The organism is Holdemania sp. 1001095H_141210_F2 (assembly GCF_015558105.1).
Lineage (GTDB): Bacteria > Bacillota_I > Bacilli_A > Erysipelotrichales > Erysipelotrichaceae > Holdemania.
Window position 1 is genome coordinate 167,306 of record NZ_JADNPO010000004.1, and the last position, 19,930, is coordinate 187,235.

Here is a 19,930-nt window from a genome sequence, read left to right on the forward strand (position 1 = left end):
TTTACTGTCTGTGCGGTAAAATCTTTTTCTAAGCATTATTCTCTCATACTAATGTAGGAAGTTTAATGTAGTCACCCAACAAATCGCGATAACACTCCTGCTCTATCTCGTCAAATCCACTTCCATCGAAAAAAGTCAACTCTCCAAAATACACCTTATCATGTATGCAGTAAAAGTCCACTCTCAACTGCGGAATTCCAGCAGCAAGTATTTCTGCCAACTCTTTCATCTTCTCAATATTATTGGGAACGTCTGGTATCGTTTTTGCATTGGGAAATCCCCAAATTAAATCGAGATGACGATTTTGCTCATCAAAATAATCTCCTGTTGTTGCTCCTTTACTGCGATCTGTTGTAACTAAGTAAAGTTTAACTTTTCCATCAAAACAATACAATTTATAGTCTCGCAGTCCACCGTTTATTTCATTAAAAGTACTTTCTGTGTCATTTTTATCTTCACTCATATACTTTTCCGCAATAATTCTTGCTGGAACATTTTTATAGGGCCACTCTCTACCAAACCAGTAAAAATTACGCTTCAAGCTATGCTCAATTTTTTTTCGTGCAACTTCCCTATCAAATTTGCTTTTATCTGTACAAATAACAAGCCCCCCTGAATCATGGGTGCATTTCAACACAAATTGATCTGGCAGTGCATTGAAATCTATCTCATCAAAATGATTCCATACCCCTAATGTGGGAATGATATATTCTTCACCGATACGTTCTGCTACATATTTTTTTGCTTCATATTTATCCACCATAGTAGTATAAATATCCTTACGATCGTGAAGCTTCAGCCACTGTAACTTTTCATTAAAAGTTTTTGGATTATTTAGATTAAGTTTTTTTCCGAGCGCGATCCTGTACACGAATTTCAGATATGCTTCATCATCCACCCACTTAAATGTTTCCGGATAGCGATGAAGCATTTTTAGAAACAATCGTCGTGGTTCTTTGATTTCTTTAATAATATCACTGTATTTCATTTTGATTTCTCCAGCAACTCAATATACTTATTCTTTAGAACTTTTGCATTTTCCTTAATATCAAATCCTGCCTCGATAAAACGCTTTTGGATGTCTTCTTTTGTATTCTCGCGGTCATTGAGGGGGGTATGCAGGATCTGATCTGCCCAGTATGCTGGGCCGTTTTCCAAGGGCAAATAGGACACCGTATCCATAATACCGCATTCTTTGGTTATGACATCCGAAATCAAGGCTGGGAGACCGGCAAGCTGCCACTCCAACACCACATTGGGCATTCCCTCAAACAGTGAAGGAAATACCATAATGTCCAATGCCTGAATCCAGTTTTCCACATCAGACTGACGCCCCAAGAAAATAACCTTATCCGTCAGGCCTTTCTGCCTCACCATTTCTTCAATTTTGCCTCGATCTTCTCCCTCACCAATCAGTACAAGCTTATATTGCCCCGAATGCCGACAGACTTCTTCAAAAACATCAATCAGGAACGGATGATTCTTCTGTCTGTGGAACAATCCAACATGCCCCAAAAGAATCGTGTCCACGGAGACACCCAGCTTTTCTCGATAACTTTTCCGAACCTCTGGCTTGAATAGGAATCGGTCAATCTCCTTTCCATTATTCATCACCGTAAAAGGACGATTGCCAAAAAGCCATTTACCTGCCTTTTCGCCGCATGAAAAACCATCGGTATAGGTGGCATACATCAATGGACGGAGTAACTTATCGGCTTTTGTGTGTTCGCAAAAAGAATTCCTGCTGTGGATAATGCGCACCTTGCAGCCAGCCAGATATGCCGCCGTGGTTTCGATAGCCAAGGTTGCACTATTTCCGTGTGCATGTAGGATGTCATACTTTCCACGTTTGATGATTCCTATTAGCTGCACAAAGTATTTTGCAGGACAGGAATCCCGATTTTCCAGCGGATAAACCGTACATCCGATATCCTCAAAGTTTTTTCTCATCTCCTCATTGGTGCCCCGGGCAGATACAATACCTATCTCCATACCGCTTCGATCCATAGCTCTGTAATAGTTCAGAACCGAATTAGTAATCCCGTCAAAACACAGTTCACCGGTCAACACTACCAAAACCTTCATCTGGTTGCCTCACTTAACACGTAATGCTCCCTGCGCTACGGAAGCACGCATTGTATAATAAATTTCTGAGAAGTTTGCCTTGAATCTTGCAACTCCCCAGCCCATTAAGTAGCACAATTTCTTGCTTTTCATTCTAATAGGAATACTCAAAATGGCTATTTTTTTTGATGCATTCAGTGCATTTCTTTTTGCAAATTCCGTATATGGATCGTCAATAATCTTCTGTAATTCCTGATATTTTTCTTTCTTTGTGATCTGCTGATTGGCAACAGTTTGCATAACACACTGTACCAAACGTCCCATATGATAGTCAGCCAACTGTCCCATAGTATTAGCATCCTGAATTCCCCAGTGTTTATAGACTTCCAGTGTGTGGGCAATATGATCTCGCTTTTTCTGATTAAGGAACTGGTTGTAGACCAGCTCTGAGTCGGTTCCCTGTCGAGACCGATAGTAGTGGTAGAAAGGCTTGCTGACCATGGATACCCGTTCCACATCCATCAAAATATCCATATTAAAATGGTGGTCTTCAAGCTTGGTGTTGCGGAACTTAATATTATGTTCTCTAAGGTAGGGAATACTGTACAACTTGTTCCATGGTACCGTCAGAATTGTGCGGGTCAGATAGCGAATGGCATTCTCCCGGAACTCCTTCTGCTCGTAATCTTTGTCATCCGGGCAAACAGCATAGCTTTCATTGCGACCGTTTACATAATAATCCATAAAGTAGCCCGCAACCACATACTGCGCATCGTGTTCTTTTGCTCTGCTGTACATGGTCTCCAGCATATCTGGTAGAACCCAATCATCCGAATCAATGAGGTTGAGATATTCGCCCTGAACCAGTTCCAATGCACGGTTTCTTGCCTCTGCAATGAACACATTCTTCTCGTTGTGAATAACACGAATTCGAGAATCTGCCTGAGCATAGCGGGCAATTACATCCCCGGAACCGTCAGTAGAACCGTTGTCAATAATCAGAAATTCAAAATCACTAAAAGTCTGATCCAAAATGCTCTGAATAGCTTTTCCCACATACTCTTTGGTGTTATAAACGGGCATTACAACTGAAATTGCGGGCATATTTTTTTCCTTTCTCATCGCATTTTCTCACAGTAGTCCATAAAACTCATCAAGTTCAAATCCTTCTCGCTGATGATCAGATTTTCTTTTCCCCCAATCAGCTCAAAAGGCCACTCGATGCCAATATCCGGATCATTATACATAATACCAGAGTCGCCTTCGCCGTAGAAAACTTCGGCGCACTTATAGCTGACCACAGAATCCTCTATGACCAGATATCCATGGCCAAAGAACTGCGGCACCAGCAGCATATTGGTGTTTTCGCCTGTCAGGTGGAAACCACGCCACTGGCCAAAAGTAGGAGAATCCGGGCGCAAATCAACGATAACGTCATAGACATGGCCCGAAATGCAGCGCACCAGCTTAGCCTGCTGCTTTACCAGTTGAAAGTGGGTTGCCCGGATAACACCGCGCTTAGAAATTGTATAGAACACTTCCTTCAGATCATGGTCAATCCCATTTGCCTTGAACGTGTCCACATTGTAGTCCTTGATCAAACCGCCCCGGTTATCCGTTGCATAAAAGGGCTTGATCAAATAGGCACCCTTCAGATCAAGTTCCTGAAAATCAAATTTCTGTACCATTATGCTTCACCTCTGATATAGTCCGCCGTCATTTTGATACCATCTGCAAAAGGAATCTGATTGATATAGCCGGTATCTCTTTCCACTTTTTTCAAATCAAACTGGCTGTAGGAAATGTCTACGCCCTTAAAGGGGATATCTCCCAGTCCGATTTCTGCTGTCGGGTCCACAATATCCCGCATTTCAAGTAAAAACTCCCGCAAAGGCTTGGGTTCACCGGAGCCAATATAGTACCGGTTAAATGCCTTGCCCTTTTCAGCCACTGCAACAATGGAATTGATTGCATCAGTGATATAGATAAAGTCGTAAGTCTGATAGCCTGCAGTGAAAGAGCAGTGTTCCTTGTGCACCAGCTTGTTGATAGAAGTGTAGATCATCCGGGCAGATTTTTCGCCAACGCCGTAGATATTCGTGATAATGACAGGGATAAACTCTACACCATTCAATTTTGCAACCGTCTCACCCATTAGATGAGCAGCGAGTTTGCCTGTGCCATAAATATAACCACCGGCAGGTTCAATATCATCCGACTGGAGGTACTCATAGGTCTCCATCTCATTGATACTGGAAGCATAAACCACACGCTTGCAGCCCACTTCAGCACAGAGTTTGATATAATCACAAGCCAGCTTTACATTATTCAACTGAACTGCATAGTCTGCACGCGCCGGGCCAGAAGTCCCAGCCCATGCCAGATGGAAGAAGCACATATAATCCTCCGCGGGGATCTCCTTTGCCAGTTCCGAAACTTCCTTATTCAGCACGCTTACACAAGTGACCCGATCATCATTTGCCAGCACTTCGTCAAATCGAATGTCTAAAGCTACCACATGATAGCCTTTTTCTAGCAATGCATTCACCAAAGTTTTGCCAATAAAACCGTTGGCACCTGTAACAATCACATTTTTCATATTATTCTCCCACCGACAAAAAAGCAGCAATTTCGTTATCCATACATACGCGAATGTCTCCGCCTTCTACCCAACACTTACTCCATTCTACGACCATCTCAATCGCCGTATCGAGGTTCCAATGGGGCTTCCAGCCAAAAGTGGTCTTTAACTTGGAACAATCCAGTTTCAAGAAGTTTGCTTCATGGGGGCCACCGTCATACCGATTGACCCATTTCATGCCATCGCCCCATTTGCTCACAAACAAGTCAACCAGTGCCCCCGTCTGGAAGCAATCAACATCGTCAGGACCCACATTATAATAGCCTGCATATTTTGCATCCTGATACTGCATTGCAGCAATCATCAGATAGGCATACAGCGGCTCCAGAACGTGCTGATACGGACGGGTCGAGAACGGATTTCTTACTACAATATCTTCCTGCTTGATTGCAGCACGGATGCAATCTGGAATAATGCGATCATTCGCAAAATCGCCACCACCGATCACATTTCCTGCACGAGCAGTAGAAATAGCAACATGATTATCGTTAAAGAAGCTATTTTTATAAGAGTGTGTGACAAGTTCAGAACAAGATTTGGAATTGGAGTACGGATCATAACCATCAAGCTCTTCATTCTCCCGATAACCCCAAGCCCATTCTTTATTCAGATAAACCTTGTCAGTTGTCACATTCAGAAAAGATTTCACGCAGCTGTTATTGCGCACACATTCCAGAATATTCACTGTACCCATTACATTTGTTTCATATGTATAGGCAGGATCTTTATAGCTATCACGAACGATGGGCTGTGCTGCTAAATGCAACACAATTTCCGGCTGAGCTTCATCAAAAGCGGTCTTCAATGCTTTGTAATCACGGATATCGCCAATCACAGAATGCACATCCTGCTCAATCCCAGCAATCTCAAATAGAGAAGGGCTGGTAGGCGGAGTCAACGAATAACCCGTGACAACTGCCCCAGCATTTGCAAGAATCTTGCACAGCCAAGACCCCTTGAAGCCGGTATGTCCGGTAACAAAAACTTTTTTTCCTTTATAAAAACTCAAATCAAACGTATCCATTATTCCTTCCACACTTTCCAAGGTGCATTACCTGCTTCCCAGAGTTGTTCCAGTTTCTGTTTTTCCCGCAACGTATCCATACACTGCCAGAAACCTTTGTGGATATATCCTACCAATTCTTTCTGCTCAACCAGTTTGGTCAGCGGACCTTTTTCAAATACGGTAGAGTCACCCTCAATCAAATCAAACAATTCCGGCTGAAAGACCATAAAGCCAATATTAATAAGATCCCCATCCATGTCGGATTTCTCCCGGAATGCATCAATCACACCGTTGGCTCCGACTTCCACAACGCCCTTGTTTTGTCCGAAGTTGTACATAGACATCGTGCCGATCTTGCCATGAGCCTTATGGAAATTGACCAACTCCGTAATATTAACGTCACCCACTGCATCACCATAGGTGAGCATAAAAGGCTCATTTCCAATATAGTCCCTAACTCGCTTCACTCGCCCACCGGTCTGGGTATTCAGACCAGTATCCACCACCGTGACCTTCCAAGGCTCAGCATGTTTATTGTGGACAATCATTTCGTTGTTACCGTTTGTGTAATCAAAGGTGATATCAGAAGTATGCAGGAAGTAGTCAGCAAACCACTCCTTAATCACATGCTGCTTATACCCAGCACAAACAACAAATTCGTTATAACCATACGCGGAATAAGTTTTCATGATATGCCACAGAATCGGCATACCTCCAATTTCAATCATAGGCTTGGGTTTCAATGCTGATTCTTCGGAAATTCGGGTTCCAAAACCACCGGCAAGAATAACTACTTTCATTTTGCACCTCTTTTAATCTCTCTGGAAAATATCGCGTGTATAAACCTTATCCTTCACATCGTCCAAACACTTGTCATAACGGTTTGCAATGATTGCCTGGCTCTGTTTCTTAAACTCTTCCAAGTCGTTAACGACACGGCTACCAAAGAATGTATCCCCGTCTTTTAGGGTAGGCTCATAAATAATGACCGTAGCACCTTTTGCCTTGATGCGCTTCATAACTCCCTGAATGGAACTCTGGCGGAAGTTATCGCTGTTGCTCTTCATCGTCAGACGGTAAACGCCAACCACAACTTCTTTTTCCTTGCTCTCATCCCAGCTATCATTTGCTTCATAAGCACCAGCAATTTCAAGCACCCGATCCGCAATAAAATCTTTACGAGTGCGGTTGCTCTCAACGATTGCTTCAATCAAGTTTTCCGGTACATCGGCATAATTTGCGAGCAGCTGTTTAGTGTCCTTGGGCAAGCAGTACCCGCCGTAACCGAAGCTGGGATTGTTGTAATGAGTACCGATACGCGGATCAAGGCAGACGCCGTTGATAATCTGCTGAGTATTCAGCCCCTTCATCTCTGCATAGGTATCCAGTTCATTGAAGTAGCTAACACGCAGAGCCAGATAAGTATTAGCAAACAACTTAACCGCTTCTGCTTCGGTAAAACCCATGAACAGAGTGTCAATGTTTTCCTTGATTGCACCTTCCTGAAGCAATTCAGCAAAAGTATGTGCAGCTTTTACCAGCCGAGCGTTTTCTACATCCGTACCAACGATGATACGGGAAGGGTAAAGGTTATCATACAGAGCCTTGCTCTCACGCAGAAATTCCGGGCTGAAGATAATATTGTCGCAGTGATATTTTTCGCGGACACTTGCTGTGAAGCCAACAGGAATCGTGGACTTTATCACCATAATTGCTTCCGGGTTATACTCAATTACCAGTTTGATAACCGCTTCAACTGCAGAGGTATCAAAGAAATTTTTCTTGCTGTCATAGTTGGTAGGAGCTGCAATGACAACAAAATCCGCATCAGAATACGCTTCCTTGGCATCCAGAGTTGCAGTCAGATCCAGCTCCTTTTCTGCCAGATACTTCTCAATGTACTCGTCCCGAATCGGAGATTTCTTGTTATTGATCATCTCCACCTTCTCAGGAACGATATCCAAAGCCGTTACCTGATGGTGCTGTGCCAGCAACACTGCCAGCGAAAGCCCAACATACCCCGTACCGGCCACGGCAATTTTCAAATCTTTAAACTCCTTCATTATTACTTTCTCCCTTGTATACTTATCTTGAGAACACACTCTTCACATACTCATAGCTGTTAATATCGCCAATGTCATACCGTTTGCCCGGCATAACGTAAGCGTGCATTGGGGTCTGCTTGCTCAGCCATGCGGCAAAGCTGCCCGGTGCATCATAGCCGCAGCCATTATCCAGTGCTTCCTGAATCCGCTTTACATCACAGGCACGATAGCAGTAGAACGGCGGCACAGCCAGATTTCCTTTCGGCTCTTTCGGCTTTTCCTCATAGCTGGTAATCAGGTCATTGCCATCCAACGTGATGATCGCCGTTTTCTGCTGCTTTTTCAGTTCATTTTCCTCGTGGCACATCACACAGGAAGTATTCTTTTCCTTGGCAAAATCAACGAACTTTGAAAGGCTGAAATCCAGCACATTATCGCCAGCCATAACCAGCAAATCATCAGCCAGACTCAGCTTTTCTACCGCCAGTAGAATATCTTTGACTGCTCCCAGACGAGTTTCATTGGTGCTTGTACCATCGTCGAGCACAATAATCTCATAAGGCCGCGTCTTTTGCTTATTACTTTTCCAATCCTCAAAATGCTGTGCGAACTTGTGGTTGGAAATCACCACAAATTCGTCAATGTCGGTGGTGTCCACCAGATCATCCACCAACCAATCAAGGATAGATTTCTCGCCCACTTTCAGGAGCGGCTTCGGGAAATTCTCCGTCAGCGGATAAAGCCGTGTAGCATAGCCCGCTGCCAAAATCAAACATTTCATCTATGTACTCTCCTTACAGTTCCACGCCATCGGCACTCTCACACAAATGGAAACTATACTTTCCATCCAGTGCCGGGAACGCTTTCAGATACTCTGCTGTGACCCTTGCTTCAATATCTTCGGCCTTGTCCGGGTCAATCAGTGCCATGCAGCAGCCTTTAAAACCTGCGCCAGAGAAGCGGCCACCGTAGATACCGTCGGTATCAGCCATGATTTCATACAATTTTTTCAGTTCATCGCAGCCACACTCGTAGCTGTAAATAGAGGATTTTCCGCTTTCAAAAACAAGCTGACCGTAGCCCTCCAAATCACCTTTACGCCACAGTTCTGCACCCTTTTCGGCACGGGCGAACTCGCTATAATAGTGTTCTGCTCGTCTGCGCCACAGTTCTGGCAGACGGTCTTTATAGTCTTCAAACACCTCATACGGCACATCGCGCAGTCGGGTATTTGCAAAGGTGTCATAGTCCATGCCTGCATAGCCCATCAGTGCATAGGCCGCAGCCTTGCACTCGTCCTGCCGCAGATTGTACTTGGAGTTTTTAAGTGAACGCTCCAAACCAGAGAAGAAAATCGCCACCTTGTAAGGTTTCATCTTTTCACTGGTAGGAATCAGCTCATAGCTGTCATCTTTCGTGTCGAGATACAGCAGGTGATTCTTCTTGGAAAGAACCTCACAGCTCTGGTCGAGTTTGCCGCAAGCAACACCAACATACTGGTTTTCTGCGGCCTTCGCCGTGAGAATCATCTCCATCGGCTCTAGATGGATACCATTCACTTTGCACAGTGCGGATAAGAAACAAATAATGACCGATGCAGACGAGGACAAGCCGCCAATCGGCAGACTGCCTTCGATGATGCCCGACAGACCAACTTTCAGGCGGTACTTTTCTCCCAGCATCTTTGCTGCACCACGCAGATGATCAGCCCAGTCTCCCTGCTTTTCTTCCGGCACTGCATTTACAAAGAACTGGGCACGCTTCGGGAAGTTCAGCGACTGCAGCTCCACCACACCATTCTGTTTCGGGTGGTAGGCCATGTGGATTCCCTTGTCGATTGCCAGACCGTTGATCTTTCCGTACTGATGGTCGATATGCGCTCCAAGCGGACTGATACGGTACGGGCAGAACGCCACATCAAACGGCTCCTGATGATATAATTCCTTGTAAACCTCAACACACTTCATCGGTTTATTTTCCTATTCTTCATTATTTGTAGAACTTTGCGTACCACTCAGCGAACTTCCGCAAACCCTCGCGCAAACTGGTAGAGGGCTTATATCCGAAGTCACGCTCCAACGCACTAGTATCTGCATAGGTCACAGGCACATCACCAGGCTGCATCGGAACCAATTTTTTGTGTGCTTCAAAATCATAATCTTCCGGCAGAACACCAGCACGAATCAGTTCTTCCTGCAAAATCTGTACAAAGTCCAGCAGATTTTCCGGGTTCTGGTTGCCGATGTTATAAACTGCATACGGAGGAACGGGCAGACCATCTTCACCATTTTTACGTTCCGGCGCACCCTGCATCACACGGACAACGCCCTCGACAATATCATCCACATAAGTAAAGTCACGCTTGCAGTTACCGTAGTTGAAAATCTGAATCGTTTCGCCTTTCAGCAGCTTGTTAGTAAAGCCGAAGTACGCCATATCCGGGCGACCAGCAGGGCCGTATACTGTGAAGAAGCGCAGACCCGTGGAAGGAATGTTGTACAGTTTAGAATAGGCATGTGCCATCAGTTCATTGGACTTCTTTGTCGCTGCATACAGCGATACCGGGTTATCCACCTTGTCATCCGTACTGTACGGCACTTTTTTATTGCTGCCGTATACGGAAGAACTCGACGCATAAACCAAATGTTCCACCGGAGTATGCCCTTCATCGTAAGAATGGCGGCAGGCTTCCAGAATGTTATAGAAGCCAATCAAGTTTGCTTCCACATAGGCATCAGGGTTCGTAATGGAATAGCGGACACCCGCCTGCGCACCGAGGTTCACTACGATTTCCGGCTTATACTGCTCAAAGATAGATTCGATCATAGCCTTGTCTGCCAGATTACCTTTTACGAAGCTGAAATTGTCAAACTGCTCCAATTCGTTCAAACGTGCTTCCTTCAGGCGCACATCATAATAGTGGTTCATGTTGTCCAGACCCACAACCTTGACACCCTCCACCGTGGAGAGCAGTCTCTTTGCAAGGTTAGAACCGATAAAACCAGCTACACCCGTGATAAAAACACTCTTGTTTCTCAGATTGATTTTCGTTTTATTTCCGTCATTCATGTACATCCTGCACTCCTCACTTTTTCTATATAAACAGCAACAAACCCACGGCGGATCGCACAAAGGCAATCCACCGTAGGCTTGAACTCTCCTGCAATCTTTATTTGCTGCTCCTTTTTGTGGGTCAAAACAGAGCTTCCAAAAGCCACCTACATATAACCCTCAGGATTTCCCGCTTCTTGCAGTTTTTCAACAAATAAAACATTTGAAGGACAACTCAAGCCGTCAAAACCATTTAGTTATCGTAGGTTTTCTTGGTTGACCCTATTATATCTCTAGCCCCCTTCTTATCAATAGTACAGACTGATTTAAGGCGAACACCCTTATACTCGCTCGATGCACTATCATCGAATTCTTTGCCGCTTACATGATGTCCCTTACGGTTATAGCAGGTTACTTGATGTCCCAACACAACCATTCTGGTAGATAATTCTTCTACAACAATTTCTATTCCACCTTCTCTCGACGGAATTCGTTTTTGCCCCAACATCGCTATTTTCAGTTTCTTTTTGTTTGCTTTTTCATTCATCATTTACTATGCGCTTCCCCCAAATAGTCCCATCATGGAGACTTTCATTTTCATCAAAACCAACATCAAAACGATTTTGAAACTTTTTCTTCTTCATCTAAAACAATAGGTAGATTTTCTCTATTTAATGCGGCATGCCCACCTTCTTTATGTCTACTCAATGTTCTGTATTTACGGGATTTTCATTAATTTTTCGCCTAAGAAGATACGAAAAACATAGAGATAAGTTTTTAATTCTCTGCCTTTTCTTATTTCTATCATGCCACATCTTTACTAAGCAACATCTATCTCATATCGCATTTATAGTTAAGCCTAATAAAACAAAAGAACCTACATAGTCTATGATTCTTACTCGGTTTAGGGTAGGAATAGAATTTCCATACAAAGAAGCAGGTAAAATAAAGCGTTATATCTTGCCTGCCCTTTTTATCTTCGCCTAAATCCGAGTAAGAACCCAGTCTAGTAGACCATTAAGAAAAATAGTATAAATTTAGGCAAGTTACAGCAATATGAATTCAGCTAATTTTGATTTCATGATTAATTTTTTTCCATTTTATAAATATCCCTATATCCCAAACTACTTCTTTCAATTAAAGACTTTTAAACAATTATTCAAGAGCACTAATGGGTTTTTAAATTGTTCTCTGGAATATATTCAAATTCAACTTTCGTCTCTTTTTCTGAATTTTCTTTCGATGATAATGAAGAATCTTTTCATTACTCAAAATCTTTCTTGGGTTCTCCTCAATCAGTTGAAATGCTATAGTATTTCCAAATTCTTCTTCAAGAAATGCTTTTGCTTCTGAGAGTAAGCAAGGTCGATGTACGTTATGGGCATCACTGGCTACAAAACTAATAAAGCCATGTTCGATCATTAGAATGAGCACTCTCTTTGTTTCTTTCTTAAATAAACTGTTTTGGTTTGCTTGTAACAGATACCCTTCATTCAGCCATCGAAGACAAAAGTTCGGATCATTCTGAACATATCGATAACGTTCAGGATGAGCGATAATGATTCGATATCTTAGTGCCAGCTCATAGAGAATTTCATCATATTCATCTCTATAATTTTGAAATGGAAACTCGACTAGGATGTAATCTGATTCAGCTAAGGTTAAGACTTCTCCCCTTTCTAATAGTTCTGGTAAGTCAGGGTGAATATAGAGCTCATTCCCTAAATGAAGCTTAATCGGACCTTTATAAGCCTGTTTCAGTTCATTGAATCGCTTAACAAGCTCTGACGCTTTCATCCTGAATTCACCATTTTTCATGAAATGCGGAGTTGTAATCAATTCTGTGATACCATCTCGTTCAGCTTGCTTCAATAAAGAGAGTGATTCTTCTAGGCTCTGACTTCCGTCATCCACTCCTGGAATCAAATGACTATGAATATCAATCATTTCTTTTTATCACTCTTTTTCGTGATGGATGAAAGGATTGAATTCTTCTTTTTCTTCTGTGTTGTCTTTTTCTGTGTATCGCTATATCGATAACCATAGCTGTTATAGTATTTTCGTTGAACCGGCATCATCGTCATCACAATTCCAATGACATTCACTTGTGTCTGTTCTAACTGATCTTTGACTCGAAGTAATTCTTTCCGGTCATTCCGATTCGAGGCACAGATTAGAATCGTTCCATCACAGTAAGAAGCTGCCACGATGCCATCCGTCACCAATCCAACCGGAGGGCAATCCAAAAGGATTAAGTCGTATTCTTTCTTTCTCTCCTCAATGAATTCTTTCAAAGCGTTTGACTGGATAAACTCGGAAGCAAATGGGATCTTCGTTCCTGCGGTAATCACATCCACATTCTCATAAGGTTGTAGAACCACTTCTTCAAATTCTGCTTGATGCCCGATGATATCCGAGATACCTTTTTTATTCTTTAACTTCAGTTTTTTATGAATCGTTGGCATGCGTAAGTCTAAATCAATGACTAAGACTTTCTTCTGTAATTGGGCATATACCATAGCCAGATTGAGAACACAAGTCGTTTTTCCTTCCTGGGCAGTTGTTGAAATAATGTTGATGACTTTCATATCCCGATCGAAGTTCCGCATCAGAATATTGGTTCTTAATATTCGGTAAGCTTCGGATGCAGAAGATTCAGGATCCAGAATAGTAATTAATTCTTCTCCAACTCTTAACATTATTCTGCACCTCCTATTCCATGCGTCATATCAGGTATTAAACCGATAATCGGATAATCAAAAATCTGTTTTAATTCTTCTTCGGTCCGGATATTTCGATCATTCAATAGAATGTATAAAACAATGCAGCCATCAATAACACAGCCCAGCAAGAAACCAATCATTGTATTTTTAATATTTGATGGACTGGATTTCTTCTCTGGAATTTTTGCGGAATTTAAAACTGTTACATTCTCAATGTTCATAATAGAATAGATCTTATCTCGAAATACATCCACGATCTCATTCGCAATCACTGCGGCTTCTTTTGGATCTTTTGATGTTACTGCAATCGTAATGACTTCCGTATCTTTCACTGAACTGATCTTAACAATTTTCTGATACCCTTCCGTATCTAAGTCTTCTAACTTCAGATTTCGAATCACTTCATCACTGATCGCTTCACTCTTCAAAATCTCGCTATAAGTATTTACCAGCTTTTGTGATGTTTGAAGGTCGTTATAGCTGATCTGTTGACTGTCCGGATTAGATTTCTGGACAATGATCAGCTTTGCTTCCGCCGTATATTTTTTTGGTATCAGAAACAGTGTGATCAAAGCAGCCACAATGGAAGCGGCCAGAATGATCAGTACGAAAGGTTTAAAATGTTTTTTGATGATTTCAAACACTCGCGACAGATCGATTTCAATTTCTTCGTTCTCGTTCATTTTTCTTTTCTCCCTTTTCTCTTCTCACTAAAAAAGAACCTTATTCAGGTCCTCCGAATTTCTCATAGATTGACTTCTCAAGTTCAATTACCTTTGTACTTGGCTGATAATTTTCCATTTCATAGATGTTCTCATGAATGTCCTTCACCATCTGTTGATAGCTATCCATTATATACAGTGGACTGAAATCATTATATTCTACGGTTTTGTAGATGGCTTCCATTCCAGCAGAAGGAATCTGGTATTGATCAATATGTTTTAAATCAAAGGTCAGTAGATTCATAATATAATTCTTAATTTGATCGTTAGTCAGATTCGTTTCGATCCAAGGCATCATGTCTTCAACGATATCCATCAGTTCCCAGAAATTCTTTGTTCTGAGTTCTGTCAGGATGGCCATAATGACGGTGTTCTGACGTTTCATGCGATGAAAGTCATCGTCAATGGTTCGGATCCGGCAATACTCTTTCACTTGTTGACCGTTCAGATGATAAACTCCGTCATCGCCGTCAATTTGTAAATCACGAATCTTTTGATGTGTTTCCTCGGCTGTCAGATAAAGATCAATTCCGCCGACCAAATCAACCAACTTTACTGTCGCTTCAAAGCTGAATCCGACATATTGCGTTATATCCATATCAAAATTCAAATTGATCGTCTGAATCGCTAATTCTGGACCTCCGCGCCAATGGGCATGATTTAATTTATCATAATCATTGTAGGGTTCAGGAAGATAGACTAGAGTATCTCTCTGCAATGAAGTGATTTTGATTTTCTTTGCGTTAAAATCTAAAGAGATAATCTTTGTCGCATCGGACCGCTGCATTTCAGTATCAGTCCACTCGTTCCAATCCTGATTGTCGGAACCGAATAAAGCGATATTTACAATCTTGTGGTCCTGCACTTGATCTTTAACTTCCTGATTCACCATTGCTTGTTCATCGGTCAGTTTCTTTGAACGGTTAGTCTTATTTAATAAAGAATCTACATACAAATTTCCGCTGATGCCAATCACAGCGATTAAACCTATTAACGTACCCGCCACAATCAACAAAATCTTTGTTTTGTTTCTTTTCTGTTTTTTCTTCAATTTTGTCACATCCTTGTCGATTAATAAAAAAAGGTAGGCTTCGCCACCTCAAGCTTCCGATGAGTTTGTAAAAAATAACCATGAAACTGAATTGGAAGTGCCCATGCAACTATCCAAATCAAATTCAATCATTTTGTTTAACAATCAATCCCAAGTAAAGCAACATCAACTGGCCGCAGATCTGAAACTGAACCTGCGCGGTTCGCTGATGCCGGTCAATCTTCTTTATCCGCGATTCCAATCCTTGCAAAGGTCCGGATTCGACAATTAATTGCTTCTCATTTAAGAAGCCGTTTGAAATCGGAATTACATGCTGTTCATTCATTAATGAATTCAGGAAAAGCCGTTCATCTTCCTGGAGGGAGAAATACTCTTTTTCTTCTAAATGAATCCACTGAGATATATCGGAATGCTGAGAAAGCCATTCGTTGAACTGTTTTGTAAATTCAGCTTGAGGAAAATCACTGGTAATCATGATCGTTCCTGGAAATAACAGGCGCTCTACCCAGGTCACCAATACCTGCTTTTTGAAATAACGTTGTTTCTTGGGTAGGAAAGCTTCGAAAGGTGAGCTTTTCATTAATTCCAGGACATCTTCCTCATGATGCTTTTCAACTTCAACAAAATACCAGCGCATCACATTGCCCCCTTTCTTAAAAGGACAATCTGCAACGTTTTCAACAGAATCTTGAAATCCCACAGCAAATTCCAGTTTTCGACATATTCTTTATCCAGTTCGCAGCGGGCGTGGAAGCTGAGATCACTTCGTCCCCGGACTTGCCACAACCCGCCTAAGCCGGGTTTGACCTGAATAATCTGATTATAATATTCGCCCATATCTTCTTTCTCCCGCGGCAGATAAGGACGCGGACCGATCAGTGTCATTTCGCCCTTCAGAACGTTGATTAACTGCGGAAATTCATCGAGCGACGTCTTTCTAAGAAATTCACCCGCCGTGGTGATGCGCGGATCCTGTCTTAATTTTTTATGTATTGTATATTCTTCCCGGATCTTGGGATCCGTCTTCATCAACTGTTCAAGGATGGCTTCTGCATTCGGAATCATCGATCGAAATTTGATCATTTCAAACGGCTTGCCATCCTTGCCAATCCGTGTCTGTTTAAAGAACACCGGATCATAGTCGCCTTCCTGATGATTTTTATGGCGGACATAGAAGTAAAGCGGAATCAGAAGCAGACATCCGGCAATCCCCGCCAGGATATCGTTGAGACGCTTAATCCCCTTGCCGACCCATTTTTTAATTGATAATGATACCGATATCCTTGTTCTAAGCTCGATGCTTTCACCTTTGGTCATGCTGCTCCCCCTCTCTCGATGGGAATCAGTTCATAAAAAAAGAACTGCTTCCTTCGCCCCCTGCGAAATCTCTAACAGTCGCTAACCGTCAGATAATGTACACTATTATTGACACAAGGAAATAAGCCATTTATAATGGGACATGTATTAAAAATAAACGATTCTACCAGTTTTTGGCATTGAATTTTGTTTGTCAAAAAATGTGTGATTTTTTTGCCATAAAAAGGGGCTTAAATGTAATCAACAACCAAATTCATGTCCTGTATGGTTATTCAGCCACATAATTATAACGAAGCAATTCCTAACAAATTCATAAAAAAAGACCCCGGCCATTATGCCGGAGCCCCCTCTATCACGCTCTAACCTTCAACTAATTCATTCTGAATTCCAATACGACCGGATTATGATCGGAATACCGATAGTCATTCTGGATATTCTCCGCTGTCGCCGTAAGATTATCCGAAACCAAGAATCCGTCGACAATTGCCTGGTACGTGACCCCCGCCTCAAACGGAATATCCGCGCCGCGACAGGTCGCGGTTTCATCGGCGTTATCTGCCCGAACAAAGTGATACCCTTCTGCCAGATCCGCGGTGTTCATCGCAAAAATCCAATCCGGAACCTGCTGCTGGGAAGGAAAGAAATCCAACGTACCGGCGATGTCATGATTAAAATCACCGCCCGCGATCACATAATTTCCCTGTTCGCGCTCCTGAATCAGCACTTGGTTAAGCAAGGCCAGCTGCTGCGCGCGGATCGTTCCTCCCTGATCGTAGGCTGACAGATGAACATTAATCAGCACCAGCTCTTTTCCGTTATCTAATCCTAACCGGCTGATCAGAAAACACCGGTCCAAGTCGGTAAACTTTGTAATAAAAGAGCCGTCGACAGGAAACTGCCGCCGCACATTTTCATCCACATGCCAATTCGACAGCGTCAACAATCCGGACTGCACCGAACCATGCGGTTCCTGCGGCGGGACGATTAAATACGGACTATGGAAGTTCAAGGCAAAGACGCTGCCATACCCCGAAAATGCAGAGCGAAGGATTGCCGCCTGATCGACGCCATAACTCCGCGACGACTTCACATCGACTTCCTGCAGGAATATAAAATCCGGCGATGATTGTTGGATCAGGGCGAGACTGCCCTGCGTATTGGCAATCACTGCTTCCTTGCTTAAAGCCCGGCCATGCTTTCCCCGCGTCGCTTTCCCGTCTTTCATCTTTCCGGTATCCATGAAGAAAGAATAGTCGTCCGAATACGCTCCAAAGCCAAGATTGTACGTCATCAGCGTATACTCCTGATCAACATCAAGCCGCGCCGGCGGATTGTTCACCGTTTCCAAGCTTTGATAATCCGCGATCCGGTAATAATTGACCTGCATAAAAATCCCATAGCTAACGATCAAAGCGATCAGCCCGGCGATCATCACACCGATACCTTTTAAAATCTTTTTCAATGTCCCGCACTCCCTCCGCAAAAAGCGAAAGAAGGAAAAACATGAAGTCCTTCCCTCTTTGCTTTATCTTTTAACAACTGTCTTATTTGAAACGTTCTTTTTTAGAATAGGTCGTATGAAGCAGCTCATGTGCCAGCGGACTTCCCGGTTCTTTCAGGAATTGATCATACAGCGCGATGATCTGCGGATTCTCATGCGATTTACGCACGCTCTGCAGCGCATCCTCATCATATAACGCCTTTGCCCGTTCCTTCTTCCAGTCAATCGGCCGGAAGCCGTTGCGGATCGAAGCGTTGATAATCGGCTGACCGCCACCGTTGATGCAGCCGCCCGGACAGCCCATGATCTCGATGAAATGATACGGCGAGGTGCCGGCGCGGATTTCATCCAAAAGTGGTTTAGCGCAGCTCATACTGGAAGCGACCGCAACTTTGACCTGCATTCCTGCGACCTCCAGCTCTGCCGTCTTCACGCCTTCCATGCCCCGGACAACCGTGAAGTCCAGACTATCGAGCGGTTTGTTTTCCAGCGTTTCTTTGACGGTTCTTAGCGCCGCTTCCATGACCCCGCCGCTGGCGCCGAAGATCACGCCGGCTCCGGAATATTGTCCGAACATATCCTGATCAAAATCTTCATCCGGCAGATTCTCAAAGTTGATTCCATACATCTTGATCAACCGCCCTAATTCTCTCGTCGTCAGGACAACGTCCACATCCGCCACGCCATCCTTGCGCATTTCCGGACGGACAACCTCCGCCTTCTTCGCGGTGCACGGCATGATGGAAACGACCGTGATCTTGCGCGGATCCAGATTATGCGTCTGTGCGTAATAAGATTTCAGGATCGCGCCGAACATCATGTGCGGCGACTTGCAGGAACTCAAATGCTCCAGCAGATCCGGATATTCAAATTCACAATATCGGATCCAGCCTGGCGAACAGCTCGTGATCATCGGCAGCACGCCCTGATGCTGGACGCGCTCAATGAACTCATGGCCTTCTTCCATGATCGTCAGATCCGCGGCATAGTTGGTATCATAGACGCGGTCAAACCCGATCCGCCGCAGCGCTGCGGCCATCCTGCCGGTAACGCGCGTGCCGATCGGCAGGCCGAACTCCTCGCCTAACGCCGCGCGTACCGCCGGGGCCGTCTGGACGATGACATGCTGATCCGGATCGTTCAGCGCTTCGATAACACGGTGAATGTCTTCTTTTTCAAACAAAGCGCCGACCGGGCAGGCGTTGACGCATTGGCCGCACTGCATGCAGTTGACGTCGTTGAAGCTCTTATCAAAGACCGGTGCGACCTTGGTGTTGAAGCCGCGGTTGATAAAGCTCAGAATGCCCAGGCCCTGAACCTTCTTGCAGGTTTCAATGCAGCGTCCGCACAGCACACACTTGGACGTGTCGCGGACGATCCCCGGCGCAACCTCGTCAAACGTCGGCGGTGTTTTCTCCCCTTCATAACGCACCTTGCGGATCCCCAGCTGCTGCGCCAGCTTCTGCAGCTCGCAGTTCTGGTTGCGGATGCAGGAAAGGCAATCTCCGCAATGGTTGGACAGAATCAGCTCGACGGTGTGCTTACGCGCTTCCAAAGCGCGTTGAGAATTGGTGAAGACCTCCATTCCCTCGCTGACCGGATATACACACGCGGCGCCCAGGCTTTTCGCGCCTTTGATCTCAACCGTGCAGACACGGCAGGCGCCCGTCTTGTTGACGTCTTTTAAATAACAGAGCGTTGGGATCTGGATGCCTGCAGCCCGCGCCGCTTCCAGAATGGTGGAACCCGGCTCGGCCTGAACCGGAATATTATTGATCTTTAAATTAATTTTCGTCATGTTTCCGCGGC

The 19,930-nt window shown here is 43.9% G+C and carries 20 protein-coding genes; all 20 read right to left on the reverse strand.

Going from position 1 to position 19,930, the window contains the following annotated elements; translation table 11 throughout:
* Positions 1-43 precede the first annotated feature (43 nt).
* The 20 genes from I2G61_RS04395 to I2G61_RS04490 all read right to left on the reverse strand — a co-directional run bounded on the left by I2G61_RS04395 (position 44) and on the right by I2G61_RS04490 (position 19,919).
* Positions 44-988 carry an ATP-grasp fold amidoligase family protein gene (locus I2G61_RS04395; RefSeq protein ID WP_229100673.1) on the reverse strand — a complete coding sequence of 315 codons (945 nt, stop codon included), beginning with the start codon at positions 986-988 and terminating at the stop codon, positions 44-46.
* Positions 985-2,085 carry a glycosyltransferase family 1 protein gene (locus I2G61_RS04400; RefSeq protein ID WP_195547984.1) on the reverse strand — a complete coding sequence of 367 codons (1,101 nt, stop codon included), beginning with the start codon at positions 2,083-2,085 and terminating at the stop codon, positions 985-987. Before I2G61_RS04400 ends, I2G61_RS04395 begins: the two co-directional genes overlap by 4 nt.
* A 9-nt stretch (positions 2,086-2,094) precedes the next feature.
* Positions 2,095-3,186 (reverse strand): glycosyltransferase family 2 protein, encoded by a 1,092-nt coding sequence (locus I2G61_RS04405; RefSeq protein ID WP_195547985.1) that lies wholly within the window; start codon positions 3,184-3,186, stop codon positions 2,095-2,097.
* The gene (gene rfbC / locus I2G61_RS04410) at positions 3,183-3,752 is read right to left on the reverse strand and encodes a dTDP-4-dehydrorhamnose 3,5-epimerase (RefSeq protein WP_097776591.1); all 570 of its coding nucleotides are present in this window, start codon (positions 3,750-3,752) and stop codon (positions 3,183-3,185) included. The genes I2G61_RS04405 and rfbC overlap by 4 nt, the downstream gene beginning before the upstream one ends.
* Positions 3,752-4,663 carry an NAD(P)-dependent oxidoreductase gene (locus tag I2G61_RS04415; RefSeq protein ID WP_097776590.1) on the reverse strand — a complete coding sequence of 304 codons (912 nt, stop codon included), beginning with the start codon at positions 4,661-4,663 and terminating at the stop codon, positions 3,752-3,754. The genes rfbC and I2G61_RS04415 overlap by 1 nt, the downstream gene beginning before the upstream one ends.
* A gap of 1 nt (position 4,664) precedes the next feature.
* Entirely contained in the window at positions 4,665-5,729 is a 1,065-nt protein-coding gene (gene rfbG / locus I2G61_RS04420; RefSeq protein ID WP_195547986.1) for a CDP-glucose 4,6-dehydratase, read from the reverse strand.
* The gene (gene rfbF / locus I2G61_RS04425) at positions 5,729-6,511 is read right to left on the reverse strand and encodes a glucose-1-phosphate cytidylyltransferase (protein ID WP_097776588.1); all 783 of its coding nucleotides are present in this window, start codon (positions 6,509-6,511) and stop codon (positions 5,729-5,731) included. The genes rfbG and rfbF overlap by 1 nt, the downstream gene beginning before the upstream one ends.
* Positions 6,512-6,523: 12 nt before the next feature.
* Positions 6,524-7,756, reverse strand: a complete 1,233-nt coding sequence (locus tag I2G61_RS04430; protein ID WP_195548004.1) for a nucleotide sugar dehydrogenase — start codon at positions 7,754-7,756, stop codon at positions 6,524-6,526.
* A 40-nt stretch (positions 7,757-7,796) separates the two neighbouring features.
* On the reverse strand, positions 7,797-8,537 hold the full coding sequence (locus tag I2G61_RS04435) for a nucleotidyltransferase family protein (protein WP_195547987.1): 741 nt from the start codon (positions 8,535-8,537) through the stop codon (positions 7,797-7,799).
* Between the two features lie 13 nt (positions 8,538-8,550).
* The gene (locus tag I2G61_RS04440; protein WP_195547988.1) at positions 8,551-9,723 is read right to left on the reverse strand and encodes a galactokinase family protein; all 1,173 of its coding nucleotides are present in this window, start codon (positions 9,721-9,723) and stop codon (positions 8,551-8,553) included.
* A 22-nt stretch (positions 9,724-9,745) separates the two neighbouring features.
* Complete coding sequence (locus I2G61_RS04445) at positions 9,746-10,831, reverse strand: GDP-mannose 4,6-dehydratase (RefSeq protein ID WP_304607879.1); 1,086 nt, start codon at positions 10,829-10,831, stop codon at positions 9,746-9,748.
* A 229-nt stretch (positions 10,832-11,060) separates the two neighbouring features.
* Positions 11,061-11,357, reverse strand: a complete 297-nt coding sequence (locus tag I2G61_RS04450) for a hypothetical protein (protein WP_229100674.1) — start codon at positions 11,355-11,357, stop codon at positions 11,061-11,063.
* A gap of 629 nt (positions 11,358-11,986) precedes the next feature.
* Complete coding sequence (locus I2G61_RS04455) at positions 11,987-12,754, reverse strand: tyrosine-protein phosphatase (RefSeq protein WP_195396576.1); 768 nt, start codon at positions 12,752-12,754, stop codon at positions 11,987-11,989.
* Positions 12,751-13,506 carry a CpsD/CapB family tyrosine-protein kinase gene (locus I2G61_RS04460; RefSeq protein WP_195396574.1) on the reverse strand — a complete coding sequence of 252 codons (756 nt, stop codon included), beginning with the start codon at positions 13,504-13,506 and terminating at the stop codon, positions 12,751-12,753. Before I2G61_RS04460 ends, I2G61_RS04455 begins: the two co-directional genes overlap by 4 nt.
* The gene (locus I2G61_RS04465) at positions 13,506-14,213 is read right to left on the reverse strand and encodes a YveK family protein (RefSeq protein WP_195396572.1); all 708 of its coding nucleotides are present in this window, start codon (positions 14,211-14,213) and stop codon (positions 13,506-13,508) included. Before I2G61_RS04465 ends, I2G61_RS04460 begins: the two co-directional genes overlap by 1 nt.
* Positions 14,214-14,253: 40 nt before the next feature.
* Entirely contained in the window at positions 14,254-15,312 is a 1,059-nt protein-coding gene (locus I2G61_RS04470; RefSeq protein WP_195396571.1) for an LCP family protein, read from the reverse strand.
* A 115-nt stretch (positions 15,313-15,427) separates the two neighbouring features.
* On the reverse strand, positions 15,428-15,940 hold the full coding sequence (locus I2G61_RS04475) for a transcription termination/antitermination NusG family protein (protein WP_195396569.1): 513 nt from the start codon (positions 15,938-15,940) through the stop codon (positions 15,428-15,430).
* On the reverse strand, positions 15,940-16,620 hold the full coding sequence (locus I2G61_RS04480) for a sugar transferase (RefSeq protein ID WP_195547989.1): 681 nt from the start codon (positions 16,618-16,620) through the stop codon (positions 15,940-15,942). The genes I2G61_RS04475 and I2G61_RS04480 overlap by 1 nt, the downstream gene beginning before the upstream one ends.
* A 370-nt stretch (positions 16,621-16,990) precedes the next feature.
* Complete coding sequence (locus I2G61_RS04485) at positions 16,991-18,082, reverse strand: endonuclease/exonuclease/phosphatase family protein (RefSeq protein WP_195396565.1); 1,092 nt, start codon at positions 18,080-18,082, stop codon at positions 16,991-16,993.
* Between the two features lie 82 nt (positions 18,083-18,164).
* Entirely contained in the window at positions 18,165-19,919 is a 1,755-nt protein-coding gene (locus I2G61_RS04490; RefSeq protein WP_195396563.1) for an NADH-dependent [FeFe] hydrogenase, group A6, read from the reverse strand.
* Positions 19,920-19,930 lie beyond the last annotated feature (11 nt).

Coding starts and splice junctions, on each gene's coding strand:
- rfbC (WP_097776591.1), bottom strand. CDS start 3,752: ATGGTACAGAAATTTGATTTTCAGGAACTTGATCTGAAGGGTGCCTAT.
- I2G61_RS04405 (WP_195547985.1), bottom strand. CDS start 3,186: ATGAGAAAGGAAAAAAATATGCCCGCAATTTCAGTTGTAATGCCCGTT.
- I2G61_RS04450 (WP_229100674.1), bottom strand. CDS start 11,357: ATGATGAATGAAAAAGCAAACAAAAAGAAACTGAAAATAGCGATGTTG.
- I2G61_RS04440 (WP_195547988.1), bottom strand. CDS start 9,723: ATGAAGTGTGTTGAGGTTTACAAGGAATTATATCATCAGGAGCCGTTT.
- I2G61_RS04400 (WP_195547984.1), bottom strand. CDS start 2,085: ATGAAGGTTTTGGTAGTGTTGACCGGTGAACTGTGTTTTGACGGGATT.
- I2G61_RS04490 (WP_195396563.1), bottom strand. CDS start 19,919: ATGACGAAAATTAATTTAAAGATCAATAATATTCCGGTTCAGGCCGAG.
- rfbF (WP_097776588.1), bottom strand. CDS start 6,511: ATGAAAGTAGTTATTCTTGCCGGTGGTTTTGGAACCCGAATTTCCGAA.
- rfbG (WP_195547986.1), bottom strand. CDS start 5,729: ATGGATACGTTTGATTTGAGTTTTTATAAAGGAAAAAAAGTTTTTGTT.
- I2G61_RS04465 (WP_195396572.1), bottom strand. CDS start 14,213: ATGAACGAGAACGAAGAAATTGAAATCGATCTGTCGCGAGTGTTTGAA.
- I2G61_RS04475 (WP_195396569.1), bottom strand. CDS start 15,940: ATGCGCTGGTATTTTGTTGAAGTTGAAAAGCATCATGAGGAAGATGTC.
- I2G61_RS04455 (WP_195396576.1), bottom strand. CDS start 12,754: ATGATTGATATTCATAGTCATTTGATTCCAGGAGTGGATGACGGAAGT.
- I2G61_RS04435 (WP_195547987.1), bottom strand. CDS start 8,537: ATGAAATGTTTGATTTTGGCAGCGGGCTATGCTACACGGCTTTATCCG.
- I2G61_RS04415 (WP_097776590.1), bottom strand. CDS start 4,663: ATGAAAAATGTGATTGTTACAGGTGCCAACGGTTTTATTGGCAAAACT.
- I2G61_RS04445 (WP_304607879.1), bottom strand. CDS start 10,831: ATGTACATGAATGACGGAAATAAAACGAAAATCAATCTGAGAAACAAG.
- I2G61_RS04460 (WP_195396574.1), bottom strand. CDS start 13,506: ATGTTAAGAGTTGGAGAAGAATTAATTACTATTCTGGATCCTGAATCT.
- I2G61_RS04395 (WP_229100673.1), bottom strand. CDS start 988: ATGAAATACAGTGATATTATTAAAGAAATCAAAGAACCACGACGATTG.
- I2G61_RS04480 (WP_195547989.1), bottom strand. CDS start 16,620: ATGACCAAAGGTGAAAGCATCGAGCTTAGAACAAGGATATCGGTATCA.